This window comes from Streptomyces sp. NPDC030798, assembly GCF_055572275.1.
This window is the reverse complement of record NZ_JBVIDR010000005.1, coordinates 337307-353335: the sequence shown is the minus strand read 5'-3', so window position 1 is coordinate 353335 and position 16029 is coordinate 337307. Positions and strand designations below refer to the sequence as shown.

Here is a 16029-nt window from a genome sequence, read left to right as displayed (position 1 = left end):
TGAAGGTCCGGCTCGATGAGTGGCAGGCGGACTACGAGTGATCTTCCCTGGGCCGTCTCTGGGCCGTGCGAGGGTGCCCGAGGCCGACCGATGGCGACCGACAGTGACAGACGACGTTCAGCCTGCAGCGGCGAAACCCCAGGTCAGAGGCGCCCGGGCAGACGCGTTTCCGCACAGGGGTGGCGGTACGGCAAGATGGGGTGTTTCTCTCCACCGGACTTAGGTCTTGTCGCCCGTGAACGGCGGTCCACGGGTCTCGGGGTCGCTAGCTCAGCGTCCTGCCCGACCGGTAGAACACCGATTCACGGACGAAACCACAGCTCCGGCTCCCTTGGTTTGACGGCACTCTTTGACGGCAACACCGGCGCACACTGCCGTACCAGGAGGACCACCCGCGCACCATTCGCAGCAGACGATGAAGCGTCGCCCCTGACCAACGGATCACCCGGATGATCTCCTAAAGCGGGTGTGCCCCTAAGAGCTCGTAACACGATCATGGTCAGACTTTCTTGAGGCGTCTCCAGCAGATGAGGCCGCACGCGAGGGAGACAAGGGCGTCGTGCAGGTCGAGGCGTCGTCCTGTCCGGACGGCCCGGCTTTCCCACGACGGACGGGATGCCGTCGACCAGGGCCAGGGTCTGGGTGACGTCGTTGACGTTGGCCGCGGTGGTGATGACCTTGAACGGGGTGCCCTTACCGTCGCAGATCAGGTGGTGTTTACTGCCCGTCTTCCGGCGGTCGACCGGCGACGGGCCGGTGGCTTCGCCCTCTTTTTCGCGCGGATGTGGGAGGCATCAACGCAGGCCCGGGACAAGTCCAGGGCGTCGGCCGCGTGCAGCTCGGCAAGCAGGATGCGGTGCAGATGATCGAAGACGCCGGCCTCGTGCCACCGGCCCAGTCGGCGCCAGCAGGTCTGTCCGGAGCCGAACTCGAGCTCCAGCGGCAGCAGTTGCCAGCTGATGTCGTTGTGGAGCACGTACAGGATGCCCTGCAGGCACAGCCGGTCATCCACCGGCTTGGGTCCCGGCGCCTTCTCAGGCCAGGGCGGCGGCAATGGCTCGCTCAGTACCCACAGTTCATCCTCCACGATCCACGGCCGATTCCCCACGCCTCACGAACGGCGGAATCGTCGTACTGGTCACGCACCACCAGCACGCATCCACAAGATCGTGTCACGAGCTCTGAAGCATGTAACGGCACGGCGGGTTTGGTCCTCGGCCTCTAATGCGTCGGGCTTGGGCTGGGCGGTGCGCCGGTAGCGGCACCGCCCTTCGAGGGCCTTGGTGATGGGGGCGCCGTGCCAGCGGTTGGCGCCGCCGCAGATGTCGTCCGGCTCGGGCCAGCGGCCCCGGCTGTGGTCGGCACGGATCGTGGCGGCGGTGACGCCGATCCGGGCGGCCTCGAGCTCGCGGGCGGTGCAGAGGCGCTGCGGCTCGAGCTCGGGGCAGCCGCCGGATAGGAAGCGCCGAGTGTCCTGGAGACGGGCTGGGCATGAGATCCGCTTGCCGCAGCCGCGGGGTGGGATGCACCGAATGCCCTGGAGGGGGGCTGAGCCCCGTGAGATCGGGTGGGTGGGAGGGCACCGGGCCCGCTCTTGGCAGTCGCCGTACCGAAGGGCGGGTGCGAGGCGGTTTCGGCGGGCGTCGCTGCTGCCCGGTCGTCGCTTCCGCTAGTGCTCGATGTGACGGCAAGAGTTGCGCCTAGGGCCACGGAGAGGGCCAGGGCCGTACCCGCTGCCAGGCGACGGCTGTGGCGAGTGCCGCCGGGGAGGGTGCGCCGGGTGACTGCCGCCTCCTGAGAGCGTTTGTGCTCTTCCGTTCCGGGGTGAGCGGCCAGCGGCGTCGGAAGGCGCGCCTCGGAGGGAGCCGAGAGCGGCAGGGGGTGTGGATCAGGTCCGGCGTGCTGGGAGGCGAGGGCTTGCGCGCACTGCTCGGCGTCGGGGCGGGCCTCTGGGTCCTGGGCGGTCATGGCCCGCAGCAGGGCCGCGAGTTCCGAGGGGAGCCAGGTGGGGACTTCGGGTTGACGGTGTAGGCGGGCGACTGTCGCTTCCAATGGGGTGCCCTGGTACTCCAGTTCGCCTTTCAAGCACTCCAGCAAGACCAGGCCGAGCGCGTAGACGTCGGCGGCCGGCCCGATCCGCCTGCCCTGAACCTGCTCCGGTGCCAGATAGGCGGCGGTGCCTATCAGCACGTCCGGTGCCGTATGGCGGGTGGCGTTGGCCAGGCGCGCGATGCCGAAATCAGCCAGGTGAGGAGCACCGGCCGCGTCAAGGAGAATGTTCGACGGTTTGATGTCTCGGTGCACGACGCCGGCGCGGTGGACATAGGCCAGCACCCGCGCGAGGGCGGCGCCCACATCTACCACACGCCGCTCTGACAGCGCTCCACACGCCAAAAGGCTGCGCAGCGTGGGGCCCTTGATCAGTTGCATGACCAGGTAGGTGCGGTCGTCGTGGCGTCCGGCGTCGTAGACGGTGACCAGTCCCGGGTGCTGCAGGCGGGCCAGAAGGACGGCCTCCGCGGTGAGACGGCCCTCCGTCTGCGGGTCCGGGCCGGGCCGGAACACCTTGACGGCCACGGGCCTCCGAAGGCACGTGTCAACGCCCTCGTACACATCGGCCATGCCTCCCGATCCGATTCTCGCGCCCAACCGGTAGCGGCCGGAGAGGACTTCGGCGGGCTGCTCATCCGCTGGAACCGGCGCTGGCGTCGGCGGGGCTGCTGATTGGCGGGCCTTCATCTGGTTCTCCGTTGCTGTCACCGCGTACCGGACTCGGCCATGGGCCATGCTGCGAGGCGGGTACCCCCAGCCTGTCTCAGATATCCGGACCAAGTCGGCGCAGCGACGAAAACGGCCCCATCTCCCCCGTGGCTGGCGCGTTGCGGCAGGTCAGGCAAGCTGCCAGCCGGACAACTGCCGTCGTCGCCGACCTCCGCCGTCAGCCGCTTCCCTGGCAGGTCATTGACCAGTAGCCGACAGCCGTGGTCGCAGGTCAGCAGGCAACCGGGGCCAGGAGACACGAGCTTCCCAAGTTGTGGGTCTCGATTCCGTCGTCACGGGCCGGCCGTCGGAGGGCCGGATTGATCATTACTGACCAGCCGACTGATCAGCCCAGTAGACCTCAATGGCCTCTCGGCCGAGTTCGGGACGAAGAGGGCGTGCCATACGCGTGCCAGATCCTGCGGGTAACCACGGGGCACCGCGGGAACCATCAAACGGGCTCGTGAGACGCCGATAACCTTCCGCCGCAGGTCATTACCACAGCGAGGCCTGAATCACCTCAGCTTCCCAAGCTAATGTCACACGTCGGCCTGCCGCTTCGTCCGGGCTGCGGCGCTGGGGCGCCGGTCCCGGCCGAGCGGCAGACCGACCAAGTGCGCCAGGGCAGCAAGTGGCCCCGCACGGCAGCGCGAGGAATTATGTCGGGCGGGGCTACGCCGATTGATCCCAGGACCACGCTCGGACCGTTGGCAGTCGGCGTCCGGGGCCGTTTAGGCCGCAGGCGTTTCCCGTCGGCGTGGAAAGACGCCCTTCTCACTCTCAGAGCCGTCCAGCTCTGCATTCAGTCCCGCCGTGATCAGTTTCGCCAGCAGTTCCGCCGCGTCGAGGCGAACGGTCCCGAGCTCCAACCCTCACCGGAGACATTTACGTCAGCCATCAGACCGGGGAAGTCGGAGTCCAGCCCGAGCAGCACGAGCTGATCGACCAAGGTGTCGGCGCTTCGTCGTGCGCGCGCCCAGCCGCGGACGCCATATGCGGCCCGGAGCGGCCGTATGCCGGGGTCTGTGGACGAGGCGTGCACGGGATCTCGATGCCTCACGCCTGGTGAGCCCGGCAAAACGATGTGGTCCCGGACCCGGGACAGGTGTGGGACCACATCGCAAGGCGGTACCGACTCCCCTAGTCGGCGGTGACCCCCCAGTAGGCGATCTGCGCGGGCCTACCGTCGCGGTAGAGCACTGTGCAGTTCCCCTGGGCGCGCCCTGGGAAGTCCAACTGCTCGGAGTCGAGCGCGGCGTCCCACTCCTCGTAGGTGGGCCGGCCGTGAGGAGCCCACGCTCGTACCTCGTCATCGGTCAGCGGCCGCATGAACGGACCGTCATTGGTGTCCGCGGCCTCGATCATGAGAGGGAAGTCCAACACGGAGCCCGTGCCGCCGGTGAAGATGTACTCATGCCACTCCGGGTCACGCCACAGCTCCTCGACGGACCGCCCCTCGAAGCCGTGGTTGTCCCGCGCCAGCTCGTCTTCCTGCTCCCGCCGGAACGCGGCCGCCAAATCATGCTGATACGGGCCCGTATGAGTCCATGCGTTGCCACCCATCCGCGTCCCCTCTCCACTCGAACTGCTTGTTCAAGAGCGGAGCGTAAGAGACGGCACTGACAGAGCACCCCGGCCCGACGACGGTCACACGCTGGAAACCGTCCACAGGCCCCGTAGGGAAGGCCGGCAGCTCGCTGAGACGCACCGGCTCAGGCCAAACTCCAAGCCTGGCGATGGCGAGCGACGCCGTACCTGCTCTACCTGGTCTGCCGTGAGAACGCCTGAGGGGGGCGAGTGCCGATACCTGGCGCTCCTGGTACACCCGGACGAGTACCGGCTCCACACCGGGAAGTGGCGATAGCGCTCAAGCACTTGGGCGACCCACTCGGCCTCCGCACGGCTCTTGCGTGCGTAGGGTGCCGGTTTCCCGTGACCGACCTTCACGGAATCGTCTCCGACCCATACAGCCCGCTTAGGGTGGTGCTTGGTTCAACTCGGCTCCCACTCGCCGCTCCCCCGCCCGCCAATCCCTTTCGCCAGGAGTCCCATTCTGAGGGTCGCCGAAGAGGCCGTGATACGACTCGCTCCATCAGCCCCGGGCCGGATTCGGCGAGCAGATCACGCTACGCCTGCCCTGGAGGGTTGACGGCCAGGTCGTCGGCCGGCGTCAGAGGCGGCAGCATCGGACGCGCCTGCCTCCGGCGCCCTGTCTGGCGGGACAGGCGCGGTGAGGTTCTGTAAGTGCTTCGTGAGCACGGCGATCACGTCGTCACGACACTCGGCCCGCAAAACCGTGATGTCCCCCGTCGTGATGTCCGCCCAACCGACCGCGGTGCCATCAGGCAGGTTGGCGTACAGACGGTCATGCCCGTACCGCTTCCAGCGCGTGACGTGCAGCTCCACAAAGCCCACTGTGCTCTCGCATCGACGTTGCCGACATGCCAGCAGCAAGCGAGACGAGCCACCGTGGAGCCTCACTTGATCCCCACCAGCGGCACCGTTTCCCGCTCGCACCTTCCGAAGTTCCTTTCAGGGCTCGGGGGTCCATTCCACGGGAGGGGGCATGCGGCTGTAGTGGGCTCCCCTGGTGCCGTAGTGGGCCAGGTGCAGGATTTCACCGTCGACCTGTAGCTCTGCCGGTGGAGGGTTGGTAACGGAGATGCGTGGGTGGGCGTAAGGGTGGCCTTCTATGAAGACCGGCTCCCGGAAGTGGTTTCGGGCGTCCGCCCATTCCTGGGCCCGCTCGCGAGTCCACGGGTTCTGTAGGGTCCGCGGGGCGGCCGGGTCGTGGTCATAGCTGTTGAGGCTGCGCACCAGAGCCTCGCTGTAGACACCCTTGACCCGGAAGTTCTCCAGGTCATCCGCGCGTACGACCATGTTGACGTACCGACGAGCGTTGCCCCGGTGACGGCCCACAGCGTGCCAGCGACCGTCGCCCGGGTCCCAGCGGACAGGTGGGATCCACAGCAGGGCGCCTGCGCGGAAGTGCTTCGTGCCGTGCTGGATGTCGAGGCCGCTCTCGCCGTGCGCGGTTTCTCTCGCCACGTTGGCCACCAGGCACCAGCCCAGCAGCCCGTCCGGCGTCTCTTCTTCGGTAGGTCCCGTGTCTGCCACGCCGAGAATTTTGAGGCACGAGACGGGGCACGAGCCAGCTCTTATCAGCTGAGCCGACCGGAGCGAACCACAACGTGACACTGAGAGTCATAAGTCCGCAGGGCGAACGGCGCGGTTCAGTTCGCGTCCCTCCGTTGCAAGCATCGCCGCAGGTAGGCGTGAAGCGAGATCATGAGCGTGAGAGGGTACGCGGTCACGTTGCCACGATCTACTGCACCAATGAAGAGGCACACAGGTTTCCAGGGGCCTCAAAGTAGGTTCAGCTGATCTCTCCTGTACCCGCGCAACTGATGACCGCCCGCATGGCGACTTCAGTCAATACGCTGTCGAGACGCGGTAGTACCTGGACGAACCGGCCTGCACGGTAGGCAGGGACTGGCCCGGGATGGTGGCGAGGCGCGGTGTCACCTCTGCAGCAGCGCCCGCCAGTGCCGGCGTGAGCGCACCGCGAGATGACTTCCGTCGGTGAGACGGCACCGCTGCGGAACTCTCGTAGTCACCTGTCGGCGGCCTGGCACTCGTGCGTTCGCGAGAGTTCCCTCAGAGCTCCGGTGCCCGTTCCGACGGAGGGGCTGTGCGGCTGTAGTGGGCGCCTCTCGTGCCGTAGTGGGCGAGGTGGAGGGTTTCGCCGTTGAGGTGCAGTTCTGCCGGCGGTGGGTTGGGTACGGAGAGACCCGGGTGGGCGTGGCCGTCGATGCGGACGGGCTCGTGGGGTTGGTTCCAGCTGTCCGCCCACAGCTGGGCCCGCTCGCGGGACCAGGGGTTCTGGAGGGTCCGGGGGGTGGCCGGGTCGTGCCGGTGGCCGTTGCGGCTGCGGACGAGACCTTCGCTGTAGACCCCCTTGACCCGGAAGTTCTCCAAGTCGCGGGCGCGTACGACCATGTTGACGTACCGGCGGCCGTTGCCCCGGTGCCGGCCCACCGCGGGCCAGCGGCAGTGGCCGGGGTCCCAGGGGACGGGCGGGATTCACAGCAGGGCGCCTGCGGGGAAATGCTTCGTGCCGCGCTGGATGTCGAGGCCGCTCTCGCCGTGCGCGGTTTCTCGTGCCACATTGGCCACCAGGCACCAGCCCAGCAGGCCTTCCGGTGTCTCTTCGCCGGCGGGTTCCGTGTCTTCCACGGCGAGGATTTTGCCCGCCGGCCGGCTCCGTCGTCGCCCCGGCCGTCCAGGCGGAGTGAGATGCGGCTCCGTATCACCGGCGATAGCATGGGCATAACGGCCGCGCGAGCCCAGTGAACGGTGGCCGAATTCCCCTGGCGTTGCGCTTCTTGCGCTCCTTCGTGCGCCTCGTGTCTCTTTCGTGTTCCTTCGTTCTCTGGGCCCGCAGGATGCGGAAAAGGAGATGGGACACGATGAGTCAGACCGACAATCTCATCGCCATCGAGAAGACCGAAGTGGGATATCACGAGGGTTTCTCGAACGGCCACTACAACAACCACCAGAAGTTCTCCCCCGCCGTTCCCGGGCTGGAGTGGTCGCAGAACCAGTCCTGGTGCCAGACCTTTCAGTCCTGGGCCTTCCAGCAGGCGGGCCTCAAGGACCTGGCACCGGTGACCGCCTCATGCCCGGCGGCCGTCAACTGGTACAAGAGCCGCGGCAGGTTCTCGTACTATCCCGCCATCGGGGCGATGGTGTTCTTCGGCCACGCGGGAGGCTCGCACGTCGGGCTCGTCCACAAGTACGACGCTGATTACGTGTACACCATCGAGGGGAACACCAACGCCAACGGTTCGGCCGAGGGTGACGGGGTGTACCTGAAAAAGCGGGCCCGTCGGGACAGTTATCTTTACGGGTACGGGCTGCCGAAGTTCGCGGAGGGGATTGTCACGGCCGATCCGGGTTTGAAGAACAAGCCCGGGTACACCTACATGGCAGCTGCCTCCTCTCGTGAGTCCGATGCGCTGCGGGCGGCAGAGGTCGAGGAGGCGCTGCCGTGGGTGTCCTCGAGCCGGATCAGCTGGGCGGCCACTCACTCCACGGCCGAGGAGCAGGCCGCGGGAGACGGCGACGGCACCACGGCGGACGATGTCGCCCTCGTGCAGGACGCGTTGACGAAGGTCATGGGTGTCGCCCCGGACGACCCGCACTCCGTGTACGAGGCGGAGACGCAGGAGCTCTTCGAGCAGTTCCGCAAGGAGAAGCTGGGCCGCTGCGAGGCGGACGGGCACGGTGTTCCGAGCCCGCAGGAGCTGGCCGAACTGGGCAGGCAGTCACAGCTGTTCAACGTCAGGGCGGGGTCGTCCCCGGCCGCGGAGCAGCCCTGGGTCAGTCTGAACCAGGTGGTCTGGGCCTCGACGCACAGCGCCGAGGAGGAGCAGGCGCAGCCGGGCGGGGACGCCAGCCCCAAGGCCGATGTGGCTCTGGTGCAGGACGGGCTGGAGAGGGTCATGCACACGCACGTGACCGATGAACGCGGGATCTTCGAGTCCGCCACCCAGGACCTCTACGACGATTTTCGCCGTACCGTGCTGCATCTCGCCGGCAGTGACGCCGTCGGGGCACCCGGCGTGCAGTCGCTGACGGAACTCGGGCAGCGCGCGGGGCTGTTCCGGGTGCGTACGGGTTTCCCGGTGGACGGGACGACGGGAGGCACCGGCGTCGATGCCATGGGGCAGATCGACCCGAAGCAGGTGACGTTCCAGCGGTACACACCCGAGGGCACGCTGGACGACTGGATCGCCCAGGCGAGTACGGCGGCCGGAGTCCAGGCGAGCAACTTCTGGGTGAAGGGTTTCAAGACAGCCGTCGCGCGCGAGTCGTCCGGCAATCCCAACGCCTGCAACATGTGGGACAGCAACGCCAAGACGCCTCCCGGCTTCAGCAAGGTCAAGGACTTCGGGGACGGCTATCTGGGCGACGGGCGGATCGTGCGGCTGAACGGCGCGCTCACGCATTTCCAGTGCTCCCGGGGCATCGTGCAGTGCATCCCGCAGACCTTCGCCCAGCGCCACGTTCCCGGCACCTCGGTGAACATCTACGACCCCGTGGCCTGCATCGCCGCCGCGATGCGGTACGTCCGCGGCCGGTACGGCGTCGCTGCCGACGGTTCCGATCTCGCCAAGAAGGTCCAGCAGTTCGACCCCAACCGGCGTCCCCACGGGTACTGACGAGGAGGCGGGAGAAGAACGTCAGCCGGCGCCCGTTTCCCGGGGGCCGGCGCCCGTTTCCCGGGGGCCGGCGCCCGTTTCCCGGGGCAGGAGTGCTGCCGCGGTCAGGCCGGCGAGGCCGGTGACCGCCAGGGCGATCATCGCGGCGGCGTAGGCATGCGTGGTCAGCCCGGAGACCAGGATGGTGCCGGCGATGGCCGTGCCGAAGGAGGAGCCGAGGTTCGACACGCTGCGGGACAGGCCTGAGATCTCCCCCTGCTGCTCCTCCGGGAAGCTCGACTGCACGACGTTGACCGACGGGGTCAGCATGACGCCCAGCCCGAGCCCGACCAGCAGGAGTCCGGGCACGAAGGCCCAGGCCGTCGAGAAGCTCGCGGCCAGGGCGATCAGGACGGCCACGCCGACGATGCAGACGACGAAGCCGGTCATGATGAGCGTGCGCTGGGAGCGCTTCTTGGCCAGTCGCTCGGCGGACAGGGAGGTGAGCAGCAGTCCCAGCGTGGCCGCGGTGAAGATGACTCCGGTCTGTATGGCGTCGTAGTGGCGCACGACCTGGAGGTAGGCGGCCACCGTGAAGGACGAGCCGAGGAGCATCAGCCACTGGACGTTCTGGGTGACGAGTCCGAGGTTGGAGGTGCGGTTGCGGAACAGGGCGAGTGACAGCAGCGGTTCCCTGCCGGACCTTTCCTTGGCACGTACGGTGCGGAAGAACCAGCCGAGCACCAGTGCGCCGAGGACCAGGAGGGCGATCATGAGCCAGATGTTGTTGTCCGCGGCCAGGATGCCCATGACGACCAGGACGAGGCCGGCGGCGGACAGGACCGCCCCGACGGTGTCGAAGGAGCGGGTCCGATCGGGGGGCAGCGGATCGTCGATACGGCGGCTGAGTACGACGATCAGCGCGATGACCAGGGCCTGGAAGACGAAGGCCGCGCGCCAGCTGATGCCTGTGGTGATCAGCCCGCCGATCAGCGGTCCGGCGGCGGCGCCGATGCCGCCCAGCGCCATGATGACCCCGAAGGCGCGGGCGCGGGAGGTCACGTCCGGGTAGAGGAGCGTGGTGAGGATGTAGACCGGCGGGATGAGCAGCGCGGTGCCGATCCCTTCGAGGATCGAGTTGCCGAGGATGAGCACCCCGAGTCCCGGTGAGGCCGCGCTCAGCAAAGCGCCGATCGCGTAGACGACGAGACCGGTCAGGAAGCAGCGCTTGCGGCCGTAGCGGTCGGTCAGCTTGCCGCCGGGGATCATCAGGGCGGCCATCACCAGCAGGAAGACGGTGATCGCCACCTGCACGCCCTGGACCGTGGTGTCCAGGTCCTCGCTGATGTCGTTGATCATCACGTTCATGTTGGAGCCGGCGAAGCTGCAGATGAACTGGGCGAGGGCCAGGGCGGCCAGCACCCGTCCCTGGCCCGCCACCTGCTGCCGCGCCGCCGTCTCAACCACGGGTGGCGCCCCCCGGAGCGCCCTCGGCCGGCGCTCTGAGGCCGTGGGTCGCGGGCTGCCCGTGGTCGCCGGTCCGGGGCCCGGTCTCCGCCTTGCTCAGTGCTTCGTCGAGCGCCATGGCCGCGTTGACCAGGGCGAGATGGGTGAACGCCTGGGGGAAGTTGCCGAGTTGTTCGCCCGAGAATCCGATCTCCTCGGCGAACAGGCCGACGTGGTTGGCGTAGGTGAGCATCTTGTCGAAGGCGTGCCGGGCCTGGTGGAGCCGTCCGCTGCGGGCGAGTGCCGCGACGTAGAAGAAGCTGCACAGGTTGAAAGTGCCCTCCGAGCCGCGCAGGCCGTCGGGGGAGGCCGTGGGGTCGTAGCGGTAGACCAGGCTGTCGCTGACCAGTTCCTCGTCCATGGCGTCGAGGGTGCTGAGCCAGTCGGGGTCGCGTGGCGAGAGAAAGCCGACCTCCGGCATGAGCAGGAGGGAGGCGTCCAGGACGTCGGTGTCGTAGTGCTGTACGAAGGCCTGCCGCTTCTCGTGCCAGCCGCGCTCGACGATCTGGCGGAAGACCGCGTCCCGGGCGTCGGTCCAGCGGGTGAGGTCGGCCGGGCGGGAGAACTCACGAGCCGCGTGGATGCCCCGGTCGAAGGCCACCCAGGTCATCAGGCGGCTGTAGGTGAAGTTCTGCCGGCCGCCGCGAGTCTCCCAGATGCCCTCGTCCGGCTGGTCCCAGTGGCCGGCGAGCCAGTCCAGGACGTCGCTGAGTGCCTTCCAGCCGCGGATCGCGCCGATGTCGCCCCCCACGATCAAGGCGTCCGAAGCCTCACCGTAGATGTCGAGCTGGAGCTGGTCGGCCGCCGCGTTGCCCGCTCGGACCGGCCGAGAACCCCGGTAGCCCTCGAGGTGATCGAGGGTCTCTTCGGTCAGGTGGGGGTCGCCGTCGACGCGGTACATGATCTGCAGGGGGTCGCCCGAGACGGTGCCGCCGGCCTCGACGCGGTCGCGCAGCCAGTGGCGGAAGGCGTGTGCCTCGTCGTGGAATCCGAGATCGATCAGTGTCCTGACGGAGAGCGCCGCGTCCCGGATCCAGGTGTAGCGGTAGTCCCAGTTGCGCTCGCCGCCGACCTGCTCGGGCAGCCCCATGGTGGCGGCGGCTACAGGTGCGCCGGTGGGGGCGTAGGTGAGCAGTTTGAGGGTGATCGCCGAGCGGTTCACCACGTCCTGCCAGCGGCCGCGGTAGGTGGACGACCGCAGCCAGGTCAGCCAGAAGGCGCGGCACGCCTCCAAGTCGTCGGCGGCCTCTTCCAGAGACGGGTGCCGCGGGACGGGACCACCGCTCGCCGCGCTCGTCAGCACGACCGCGGCCGCCTGGCCGGCCGACAGGGTGAACCGGGCGGTGATGTCGTCGCCGTCGGCGCGGAGCGGGATGCCGGTGGTGGAGTGCACATGCAGGTCCGTCCCCGGACCGCTGAAGAGCGCGCCGTGGTCGTCGGACTGCGTGAGCGTGTGGGGGGCACGGCCGTAGTCGAAGCGCGGGCGGCAGGTGAAGCTGAACGGCAGGCTTCCCCGGACGACCCGGACGAGCCTCAGCAGGCGGTGCCTGTCGTGAGGCTCCGGGGAGTCGATGGGCGCCATGAAGTCGGCGACTTCGCCGACTCCGCCGGGTGCCATGAACCGGGTGACCAGGATGGCCGTGTCGGACAGGTACAGCTGCCTGACCGCCAGGCCGTTCTCGGCCGGGAGTTCCGCGGCGAGACGGCACTGCCCTCCGCGCTCACTGTCCAGGAGCGAGGCGAAGACGCTCGGCGAGTCGAAGCGCGGCGTGCACCACCAGTCGATGGTTCCGGAGGAGGACACCAGGGCGGCGGTCTGAAGGTCGCCGACCATACCGTGCTCGGCGATGGGCGGATACTGGTTCACCTGGGCTCCCTCGTCCGCTGACGCACCTCACCGCAGGGGCAGGCGCCTGTCACCGACCTGTTCACGCCAAGGGTCCGGCGTCCCGGTGGGAGCCGCCTCACCCGCCGGGGGTGAAAGCAGCCCGGTGCCCGGCCGTCCGGGGTGGGACGGCCCGGTACTCCTGCGACCGGCGCGGCAGCCGGACCTCGTACAACCAGCGCGGCAGCCGGTGGGTCTCCTCTCGTGACGGGGTGGGGAGGCGCCGGTGGACGAGCGCAGACGCCTGCTGAGCGGCGGCCGGGACCCGAACGGCTCTTCCGGCGGGTGGAGGGTGCTCGCGGTCGTCGTCGCCGTCGTGGTGTGGGCGGCGTTCGGGCCGTTCGGATCGTCGTGGCTCTATGTTCTCGGCTGGGCGGTGGCACTGGGCGCGGCGGACGGTGTCTCCCGGCTGGTGCGGCGCCGGGGGCGGGCCGCTCCCTCGCCGGGCCGCCTTCTGGCCGGGTTGCTGCGGCTCGGGCCCGAATCGTGGCTGGTGGCCCCCAAGTGGGCCGGGGCCCGGGTGGCCGCCGTGGGGTTCCTGGTGTTCGCCGCCCTCGCGGGGATCATGGGCCGGGAAGCCGGTCAGGAGTACCGGGTGGTGGCGAACCTCCGGGACCACGGCCGCCGGACCGACGCGACCGTGGTCGAGGTCACCGGCCGGTCGGAGGAGGGCTGGGCGACCTCGGTGAGGGTGCTCCTCGGCACACCGTCCGGCCCCGTGCGCGCGGATGTCGACGTCGCGGCCGGCTCGGCGAGGGATGCGAGGCCGGGAGCGCGGCTGCCCGTCGCATACGACCCGGCGCACCCCACCGAGGTCCGCCACGTCGCGTACCTCGACGGACGCGACGCCGACGGCGTGCTGCGGGGGGCGACCGTGATCGGGGTGCTCGCAGTGGGCTTTCTGGCCGGGACCATCAGAGAGGTTCGCCGTACCAGGCGGCACACGGAAACAGGCAGGACGTCGGGCGGCTGACGACCGCACCGGCCCGACCTAGGCACCCACCCGGCGCTCCTCGTGTGCCCGTTCACCCGTCCCGCCGCGACACGGCTCGTCGGCCGGAGTTCACTTCATTGCATGAGTGACGGCAGGAAGACCGCCCGCGAGCGAGGGCACGCGGTGTGGTGGCAGGCGGGCCGGCGGGGGCGGGCCGTTGTCCATCGGGTCCGGGAGAGCTGGGTGCTGCGGCTCTGGGGCCGGCTCTCGGCGGCCGACTTCTTCGGGCACTCCTTCCAGCTGGCCTCGCTCGCGCTCCTGTGCTTCTTCCCGTTCCTGATCATCGTCACGGCGGCGGCAGGACGCGACGCGGCCGTGGTCGTCGTCGGCTGGCTGGGGCTGAACGAGCAGGCGGCGAAGGCCGTGGCATCCCTGTTCGCCCCCGCGACCGGTTCGTCCACCCTCACCCTGACGAGCGCCTTCCTGCTCGTGCTGGGAGCCGTGGCCGTGGCCGGCACCCTGCAGAGCTGGTACCGGATGCTGTTCGACGTCCGCGGCGGTGGATGGCGGCACACCGCGGCCCAACTCGTGTGGCTCGCCTGGCTGTTCGCCTACGCCGCCGCGCAGGCCGTGCTCGGCAGGCAGGTCCCCTGGGGGCTCCTGACCGCTCTGGTCGGCTTCCTCTGGGCGGTCGTCTTCTGGTGGGGGAGCATGTACGTGCTGCTCGCCCGGGCGGTGCCATGGCGCGCCCTCTTTCCCGCCGCTCTGGTCACCAGCGTGTGCTGGACCGGCCTCGGGGTGTTCTCGGCCCACTACTTCTCCACGACGATCGTGGCGAACGAGCAGAAGTACGGCCCGATCGGCGTCGTCATGGTCATCCTGTCGTGGCTGGTGGCCGTGGGCGTGATCATCCACCTGGGGGCGGTGGTGGGCCGCGCGTTCCGCTGAGGTGCCGGCGCTACGGGATCAGCAGCGTCGGCCCGTTGTCGCCCGCCAGGTTCTCGCCGAACTCCGCCTTCGCCGTCGGCGCCCCGAGGTCCACCGGGTTCGCCGCGAAGGCCTTGGAGGCGGTCAGGCCGGACGACGTGCCGCGCAGCAGCCATACCGCGCCGGCGTTCGGGGTCGTGCCCAGGTCCTCACCGGGGGCACCGGCGGCCAGGTCTGCCTTGCCGTCCCCTGTCACGTCCAGCAGGCGTACCGAGCCGCCGAACAGGTCGCCCTTCTCCGCGACGCCCGGCACGCTCGGGGTGTCCTGGTGGAACGCCTGTGCGGCCGTGCCGGTGAGGCCGCCCCTGCCGCCCTTGAGCAGGACCACCGAACCGGCCTTCGCCACCGAGCCGATGGCCTCGTCGGGGTCTCCCACGGCCAGGTCCGCGTAGCCGTCGCCGTTCACGTCGCCCGCGTTCAGCCGGGCGCCGAACTGGTCGCCCTTCTCGCTCACGCCGGGTACACCTGCCGTCTCCTGCGTGATCGTCCTGGTGCGGGTCGTGCTGGGGCCGGCCGACGAGCCGTAGTAGATCTTGACGGTTCCCGGGTCGTACTGCAGATCCGTCTCGCCGTTCGGGTAGACCCGGGTGGCGAGGTCGGCGTAGCCGTCCCTGTCGAAGTCGCCCACGGCGGTGGTGTTCGCGGAGGGGAGCCGTTGCGGGACGGTGGACAGGCCCTGGCGCGTACCGAGCCAGAGTTTGCCGCCCTCGGCGTGGTCCTCGTAGACGTAGAAGGTCGCGAGGTCGTCGATGCCGTCGCCGTTGAAGTCGCCCGACGCGGTGGAGCAGATGGTGTTGTCGCTGCTGAAGACCATCAGCTGCTGCTCGCGCGCCGGGGCTCCGTTCCTGCCGAAGGGGCCGTGGAGCACCGCGCGGTAGTCGTAGTTCTCGGTGTTGCTCATGAAGAGGTCGGTGTGGCCGTCGCCGTCGAAGTCGCCCGCGGTGATGTCCTCGCCGACCGATGCGTCGGGGGATGCGGGGATGCTCGCCGCGTCCTGGCCGGAGATGCCCGTGGTGCGGCCCCACAGGACGATCACCGAACCGCTGACGTTGTTCGCCGGCTCGTAGTCGTGCGTCACCACGGCGAGATCGGTCAGGCCGTCTCCGTCCAGGTCGCGCGGGATCAGCTCGTAGCCGAAGCCGTGGTTGTCGCCGGAGGCGCCGGGCACGCCCGGGGTGTCCTGGGTGATGATCGTCGTACGCGCCGGGGACAGGCCGGTCGCCGAGCCGTAGCTGATCGCGACGTAGCCGGCCCAGGAGTGGCCGCCCACCGTGGCGGCGGGGGCGGCGACGGCGAGGTCCTGGTAGCCGTCGCCGTTGAAGTCCTCCCGCACCGGGGCGGTGGCCTCCCCGGCGGACGCCGGGTTCGCGGCGAGCGGCACGGCGAGTGCCCCGATCAGCGCGGCGGCTGCGGCGGCGGTGACGGCCCTGCGGATCCCCACGATTCCTCCCTGCGGCGCGAGCGGTGCGCCTGCGCACGGGCACGGGTGTGCGGCTGCGCGGTGCGCGGATGTGCTTCGGCTGTGAGACACGCGGCAGGGGCCGATGGTTGTGCGGGGAGGAGGTGAGCGCTCGGGGTGGCCGTTTCCGTTTCCCGGGCGGCGATGCGGCAGGTGCAGGGAGCAACCGGCGGGTGAGGGGCCGCGGCCGGGACACGCCGACGCGGCCCGGTGGGCGTCGCCGTTCGGGTGCGCTCACGGGGCCGCGGTGGCTCGGCGGGGGATGCCCTCCCGAGGGGGAGCTCATCCCCCTCGG

The 16029-nt window shown here is 69.4% G+C and carries 12 protein-coding genes and 2 pseudogenes; 4 read left to right on the top strand and 10 right to left on the bottom strand.

The genetic code is table 11. The annotated features are described in order from the left end of the window. Nucleotides 1–235: 235 nt before the first annotated feature. Nucleotides 236–340, top strand: a pseudogene (locus ACZ404_RS14605) (GNAT family N-acetyltransferase); the annotation flags it as partial. Here ACZ404_RS14605 and ACZ404_RS14600 read toward each other — a convergent pair. The 7 genes and pseudogenes from ACZ404_RS14600 to ACZ404_RS14570 form a co-directional block, all read right to left on the bottom strand. Then, nucleotides 303–725 (bottom strand): annotated as a pseudogene (locus ACZ404_RS14600) (hypothetical protein); the annotation flags it as partial. The pseudogenes ACZ404_RS14605 and ACZ404_RS14600 sit on opposite strands and share 38 nt — an antisense overlap. Beyond that, on the bottom strand, nucleotides 707–1087 hold the full coding sequence (locus tag ACZ404_RS14595) for a transposase (RefSeq protein ID WP_468439587.1): 381 nt from the start codon (nucleotides 1085–1087) through the stop codon (nucleotides 707–709). The gene ACZ404_RS14595 and the pseudogene ACZ404_RS14600, both read right to left, overlap by 19 nt. Before the next feature lie 134 nt (nucleotides 1088–1221). Continuing rightward, nucleotides 1222–2622, bottom strand: coding sequence for a serine/threonine-protein kinase (locus ACZ404_RS14590; protein WP_468439585.1), 1401 nt, complete (start codon nucleotides 2620–2622; stop codon nucleotides 1222–1224). A gap of 1278 nt (nucleotides 2623–3900) precedes the next feature. Continuing rightward, complete coding sequence (locus ACZ404_RS14585) at nucleotides 3901–4278, bottom strand: hypothetical protein (protein WP_468439583.1); 378 nt, start codon at nucleotides 4276–4278, stop codon at nucleotides 3901–3903. Between the two features lie 1014 nt (nucleotides 4279–5292). Next, on the bottom strand, nucleotides 5293–5877 hold the full coding sequence (locus ACZ404_RS14580) for a hypothetical protein (protein WP_468439581.1): 585 nt from the start codon (nucleotides 5875–5877) through the stop codon (nucleotides 5293–5295). A gap of 540 nt (nucleotides 5878–6417) precedes the next feature. After that, a complete protein-coding gene (locus tag ACZ404_RS14575; protein ID WP_468439580.1) occupies nucleotides 6418–6798 on the bottom strand; it encodes a hypothetical protein in 381 nt (126 codons plus the stop codon). Nucleotides 6799–6843: 45 nt separating this feature from the next. Then, the gene (locus ACZ404_RS14570; protein ID WP_468439578.1) at nucleotides 6844–6996 is read right to left on the bottom strand and encodes a hypothetical protein; all 153 of its coding nucleotides are present in this window, start codon (nucleotides 6994–6996) and stop codon (nucleotides 6844–6846) included. 233 nt (nucleotides 6997–7229) lie between these two features. Between ACZ404_RS14570 and ACZ404_RS14565 the strand changes: the two genes are divergently transcribed. Then, entirely contained in the window at nucleotides 7230–8984 is a 1755-nt protein-coding gene (locus tag ACZ404_RS14565; protein ID WP_468439576.1) for a CHAP domain-containing protein, read from the top strand. Between the two features lie 21 nt (nucleotides 8985–9005). Here the strand turns inward: ACZ404_RS14565 and ACZ404_RS14560 are convergent, their stop codons facing one another. Together ACZ404_RS14560 and ACZ404_RS14555 are read right to left on the bottom strand one after the other, a co-directional pair. Next, nucleotides 9006–10430, bottom strand: a complete 1425-nt coding sequence (locus ACZ404_RS14560) for an MFS transporter (RefSeq protein WP_468439574.1) — start codon at nucleotides 10428–10430, stop codon at nucleotides 9006–9008. Then, nucleotides 10423–12336, bottom strand: coding sequence for a glycoside hydrolase family 15 protein (locus ACZ404_RS14555; protein ID WP_468439572.1), 1914 nt, complete (start codon nucleotides 12334–12336; stop codon nucleotides 10423–10425). The genes ACZ404_RS14560 and ACZ404_RS14555 overlap by 8 nt, the downstream gene beginning before the upstream one ends. Nucleotides 12337–12580: 244 nt before the next feature. Here ACZ404_RS14555 and ACZ404_RS14550 point away from each other — a divergent pair, with 244 nt between their 5' ends. Further along, on the top strand, nucleotides 12581–13327 hold the full coding sequence (locus ACZ404_RS14550) for a hypothetical protein (RefSeq protein ID WP_468439570.1): 747 nt from the start codon (nucleotides 12581–12583) through the stop codon (nucleotides 13325–13327). A gap of 102 nt (nucleotides 13328–13429) precedes the next feature. Then, the gene (locus ACZ404_RS14545) at nucleotides 13430–14236 is read left to right on the top strand and encodes a YhjD/YihY/BrkB family envelope integrity protein (protein ID WP_468439568.1); all 807 of its coding nucleotides are present in this window, start codon (nucleotides 13430–13432) and stop codon (nucleotides 14234–14236) included. Between the two features lie 10 nt (nucleotides 14237–14246). On the opposite strand, the gene ACZ404_RS14540 is transcribed toward ACZ404_RS14545, so the two are convergent. Continuing rightward, nucleotides 14247–15716, bottom strand: coding sequence for an FG-GAP-like repeat-containing protein (locus ACZ404_RS14540; protein ID WP_468439566.1), 1470 nt, complete (start codon nucleotides 15714–15716; stop codon nucleotides 14247–14249). Between the last annotated feature and the right edge of the window lie 313 nt (nucleotides 15717–16029).